Genomic DNA, 5,160 nt, shown 5'->3' with positions numbered 1-5,160 from the left:
CGGCCTGCGGCGCGTCGACCAGCTTCTTCAGGATCCGGCGTGCGCCGAGGCCGCCGGCGTCGATGTTGATCGACAGCTCCTGGTAGCCGTCCTTCTCCGTGTCGAGCGCCTTCTGCAGGATGTTCAGCGCTACGACGTCCTGCATCACGACGGTCCGGTTGTTCTCGGCCAGGAACGTCGTGACGGCGTCGTCGCCGACCGCGAAGTCGCGGGCCACGGCCCAGAAGTCGAGGGTGGAATTCTCCGTCGACGGGGTGATCGCGTACACGATCTCGCTGTGGAACGCGTGCGGGTCGGAGCCGTCGTCGCCGGGCAGCGGTGCGCCGATCGGGGCGATGCGGCTGTGCAGCAGGTACAGGCACGGGGGCGTGTACTCGATGTCTTGCCAGCGGGTGATGCGTCCCTCGATGCCGGTGGACTTGGAGTAGAACGGCGGGCACTCGGCGTCGTCCATGTGCCGGGACACGTAGATGACGTTTCGGTCCTCGTCGATCTCCGTGGTGATCGGGGTTTCCGCTACCTCGGGGGTGCCGATGTAACCGCCGTGCAGGTACGTCTCGTGCGACAGGTCCATCAGGTTGTCGACGAGCAGGCCGTAGTTGCAGTCGATCGGTTCCATGCCGCTGACCACGGTGTAGTCGGGGGAATCCATCCACGGTGCGCGGGGGATGCGGGCGGGGTCGCCCTGCTGGGGGTTCTGCGGGTCGGCGATCCAGACCCACACGAACGAGTCCTGCTCGACCACCTGGTACGACTTCAGCCGGGCGGTGCGGGGAACGCGCGCCTGGCCGGGCACGAACACGCAGCCACCGTCGCTGCCGTAGGTGAAACCGTGATAGCCGCAGACCACCTTGTCGCCGTCAAGCCGGCTCGGTGCCTCGGACAGCGGGTACCGGCGGTGCACGCACCGGTCGCTCATCGCAACGGCCTCGCCGGCCTCGGTCCGCCAGAACAGGATCGGCTCCTCGCAGATGGTGCGCGAGAACAGTTCGCGTCCGACCTCACGGCCGTAGGCTGCGACGTACCACTGGTTACGGGCGATCGTGGACATGTGGGCCTCCGGAATATGCTGGGCTGCTGCGTTATTCGTGACGCCGGACTCGGTGAGGCGTCAGCGTCGTCTCCACCACTGTGCGGCACCGGAGGTGATCCACCACACTCGGTTTCCGAATGTCGGAAGGGTTTCGTCAGGGCTTGCGGACGAGGTAGGCGAACATCGTCACCGACATGTGGAAGTCGCCGCTGCGGGCGGCGGCGTTCAGCTGCTCCAGCAGCTCGGCGCTCTGCGCCTCGGTGATCGCCCCCTCGGCGATCGCCGCGGCCGTCATCATCTGGACGAGTGGGCCGGTCACGTCGCCCGGATCCTGGATCAACGCCTCCGTGCCGATGTCCTCGACGACGAGCCCGGCGGAGGTGAGCTGCCCCGGGAGTCGCCGTCCGGAGTGCGGGTTCGCGGTGTGCGAGAGCATCACGTCCATGATCTTCTGCAGGACCAGGGGATCGCCGGGGTGCATGATCGCCGTGCCCCAGTCGCTGTCGACGATGACGCCCCGTCCGCCCGTTCGCAGAACTCGGGCCACTTCCGCCGCTGCGCGGTCCGGTTCGCTCAGGTGCTGGAACACCCGCTCGCTCCGCACGACGTCGAGGCGGTCGTCGGGGAACGGCAGCGAGTAGGCGTCGCCGATCACGAACTGCGCCGTCGAGCCCTCCTTCTCGGCCCGCTCCCGGGCGAGGAGGGCCATGCCGGGATTGGGATCGAGTCCGATCGCGCGACCCGACGCGGTGACCGCGGCGGCGAGGGCCCGCGTCTCCGTCCCCGTGCCCGATCCGAGGTCGAGGGCGCTCTCGCCCGGCTGCACGTGCAGGGCGGCAAGCGACCACTCGCGCAGTCGCCGGATTCCCGGGCGCGCGGCCTGCAGGTCGAGGACGGCGGCGAGTTGGTCCAGGGCGGCGCGGTCGATTTCGTCCGCCCGGAACGACAGCGGCGCCGTCGGATCGGACATGAATCCACCGTAACGCCGCGGTGACTCCCGACACAGTGCTGCGCGGACTGTGGGCAAGAACATAAAAGTTGCACTCTCACGCAAATTTGCAGAGCTCTGCAAGTTCTGTACCGTCGGTATAGTGATTTCGGAAATCGGACTGCGGGACCGCAAGAAGGCCGCCACGCGCGCAGCCCTCAGCGGCGCCGCCGCACGCCTGGCCCGCGCGCTGGGCATCGAATGCGTCACTGCCGACGCCATCGCGTCCGAGGCGGGAGTCTCGACTCGGACGTTCCACAACTACTTCTCCAGCAAGGAGGAGGCGGTACTCGCGCACTTCGAGCAGTCCGTCCACGACTGGGTGGACCTGCTCCGCGCCCGCCCCGAGGACGAGCCGATCTGGGATTCCCTCGAGCACGTGGTGGTCCAGATCGTCACCGATCCGGCGAAACCGCTCGAAGAGACCGCGGTGATGATGGAACTCGTCGAGACCAGCCCCGCGCTGCTCGCGAAGAAACTCGAAGTGCACCTCCGCGTCACCCGTCTGGTCGGTGAGGTGATCGCCGAACGCACGGGCACGAACATCGACACCGACCTCTACCCCAACCTGCTGCACCTGGCGGTCGGATCGGCGTGCAAGGCGTCGCTCGACCTGTGGATGAGCGGCAAGTCCGGTGCGAGCGGACCCGAAGAACTCGTCCGCGACGCCATGCGCCAACTCCGTCAGGGAATCCCGCAGCCGTAGCCGGCTGCCCCGAATCACTCTTCGTTCCACCGACTCAGAAGGAGCCTCTCGTGGCCACCTATCTCTATCGGATCGGCAGATTCGCCTACCGGCGAAAAGGTGCGGTCCTCAGCGTCTGGTTGGTGATCCTGGTCCTCATGGGCGTCGGGGCGGCAACGCTGTCCGGGCCCACGAAGGACTCGTTCTCCATCCCGGGCACCCCCGCGCAGCAGGCGCAGGACCTGATGGCCGAACGGTTCCCCGAGGCCGCGGGCAGCGACCCGATGAACGCCGTCAGCGCGCGTTACGTGTTCGCCGCTCCCGAGGGGCAGACCCTCGAGAGCGAGCAGAGTCAGCAGGCGATGGACGCGGTGCTCGCCAAGGTGCGCGGCATCGACCAGGTCCAGGACGCCGCCAAGGTCGATCCCGCCACCGCCTCGGGCGCCGACGCCGCGAAGGCACTGGTCAACCCCGTCACCGCGAACGAGCAGCTCGTCGAGATGGCGAAGTCGACCGCGGCGGACAAGGGAATCAGTGAAGACGCCGCCGTCGCGAACGCGCAGGCGCTGTCTCCGCTCAACGCCGACAAGACCGTGGGCTACGTCGAGGTGCCGTTCAAGGGCGGCATGGGCGACGTCGACCAGGCTCTGCGCGACCAGATCTCGGCCGCGGCCGACGCCGGCCGCAACGCCGGACTGACCGTCGAGATCAGTGGCTCCGCAGCCAATGAAGCCGAGCCGCCCGGCGGCGCCACCGAACTCGTCGGTATCGGCGTGGCCGCGGTCGTGCTCGCGCTGACGTTCGGTTCGCTGGTCGCCGCGGGTCTGCCGTTGATCACCGCGATCATCGGCATCATGATCGGCAGCCTCGGAATCACCGTCGCCACCGGCTTCACCGACCTCAGCTCGATGACCCCCACGCTGGCCATCATGATCGGCCTGGCCGTCGCCATCGACTACTCGCTGTTCATCGTGTCCCGGTTCCGACACGAGCTTTCGCTCACCGACGACCGCTCGGAAGCGGCCGGACGTGCCGTCGGCACCGCCGGTTCCGCCGTGGTGTTCGCCGGTCTCACGGTGATCATCGCCCTGATCGCGCTGCGCGTCGTCGGGATCCCGTTCCTCTCCGACATGGGTGCGGCCGCCGCGTTCACGGTGTTCATCGCCGTCTCAATCGCCTTGACGCTCCTGCCCGCGATCCTCGGGCTGTTCGGGAAGAAGGCGTTCGCAGGCAAGATCCCGTTCCTCAGCAGTCGTGACCTCGAGGACGACGAGGGCAAGCCGAGCCTCGCCCTGCGGTACATCAGTGCCGTGGTCCGCAGGCCCGCGATTCCGCTGATCGCCGGAGTCGTGGTGCTCGGGGCGCTCGCCATCCCGGCGACCGGCCTGAGCCTGGCCCTCCCCAGTGAGGGCACCGGCGACCCCGCCACCAGCTCCCGGCAGGCCTACGACCTCGTGAGCGAAGGCTTCGGACCCGGCAAGAACGGTCCGCTGCTCGTCGTCGTCGACGCCAAGGACGTCACCACCGGCACGCCGTCGGAGGCGTTCGGGGAGGTCGTGAAGACCATCACCGCGCAGGACGACGTGTCCAACGCTCAGGTCGTCGGCGTGAACAAGGCCGGCGACACCGCGCAGATCCTGGTGACGCCGAGCAGCGCCCCCAGCGATCCGGCGACGATGGACCTGGTGAACAACATCCGCGGTGCGGAGGCGGAGCTGCACGACTCGATCGGCGTCAACTACGGCGTCACCGGGCAGACCGCGCTCGAAGGCGATGTGTCCGAGACGCTGCAGGACGCGCTGATCCCGTATCTCGCGGTGGTCGTGGGCCTCGCCTTCCTCCTGCTGCTGCTGGTGTTCCGCTCGGTCCTCGTGCCGCTGACGGCCACACTCGGCTTCCTGCTCAGCGTCGCGGCCACGTTCGGTGCCACCGTCGCGGTGTTCCAGGAGGGCTGGGGCGGCATCATCTCCAACCCGCAGCCGATCGTCAGCTTCATGCCGATCTTCCTGATCGGCGTCGTGTTCGGTCTCGCGATGGACTACCAGGTGTTCCTGGTGACCCGGATGCGGGAGGAATACGTCCACGGCGCGACCGCGAAGCAGGCCGTCACCGTCGGTTTCAACCACGGTGCCCGGGTGGTCAGCGCCGCCGCGGTCATCATGATCTCGGTGTTCGCGGCGTTCATCGCCGAGCCGAACTCGTTCATCAAGTCGATCGGTTTCGCCCTGGCGGCGGCCGTGTTCTTCGACGCCTTCGTCGTGCGCATGGTGATCATCCCGTCCGTGATGGCATTGCTCGGCGACAAGGCGTGGTGGCTGCCGAAGTGGCTGGACAAGATCCTGCCCAACGTCGACATCGAGGGCGAGAAACTGAAGAAGGTCCTGCACGACGCGGACGAGCCGCTGCAGCCCGTCCGGTAGGCGCTTCGCGCCCGTGCGCCTTTCTGGTAGTGCC

The 5,160-nt window shown here is 67.8% G+C and carries 4 protein-coding genes; 2 read left to right on the top strand and 2 right to left on the bottom strand.

Features of this window, described 5'->3' with window-relative positions; all coding sequences use genetic code 11:
- On the bottom strand, positions 1–1,051 hold a 1,051-nt coding region (locus ACNJ7E_RS23575; protein ID WP_418341092.1), incomplete at its 3' end, for an aromatic ring-hydroxylating oxygenase subunit alpha.
- A gap of 136 nt (positions 1,052–1,187) precedes the next feature.
- Positions 1,188–2,003 carry a class I SAM-dependent methyltransferase gene (locus ACNJ7E_RS23570; RefSeq protein WP_280781810.1) on the bottom strand — a complete coding sequence of 272 codons (816 nt, stop codon included), beginning with the start codon at positions 2,001–2,003 and terminating at the stop codon, positions 1,188–1,190.
- 121 nt (positions 2,004–2,124) lie between these two features.
- On the opposite strand from ACNJ7E_RS23570, the gene ACNJ7E_RS23565 reads away from it, so the two are divergent.
- Positions 2,125–2,727 (top strand): TetR/AcrR family transcriptional regulator, encoded by a 603-nt coding sequence (locus tag ACNJ7E_RS23565; RefSeq protein ID WP_005253325.1) that lies wholly within the window; start codon positions 2,125–2,127, stop codon positions 2,725–2,727.
- A 50-nt stretch (positions 2,728–2,777) separates the two neighbouring features.
- Positions 2,778–5,126 (top strand): MMPL family transporter, encoded by a 2,349-nt coding sequence (locus ACNJ7E_RS23560; RefSeq protein ID WP_280781809.1) that lies wholly within the window; start codon positions 2,778–2,780, stop codon positions 5,124–5,126.
- Positions 5,127–5,160: the final 34 nt, after the last annotated feature.

This window comes from Rhodococcus mengyinensis (assembly GCF_048381435.1).
Lineage (GTDB): Bacteria > Actinomycetota > Actinomycetes > Mycobacteriales > Mycobacteriaceae > Rhodococcus_F > Rhodococcus_F opacus_D.
Note: the sequence above shows the minus strand (reverse complement) of the source record. Positions and strands in the feature narration are given on the sequence as shown.

What these genes read in the sequence shown, in the direction of transcription:
- ACNJ7E_RS23570 (WP_280781810.1), bottom strand. Translation starts at nt 2,003, where the DNA reads ATGTCCGATCCGACGGCGCCGCTGTCGTTCCGGGCGGACGAAATCGAC.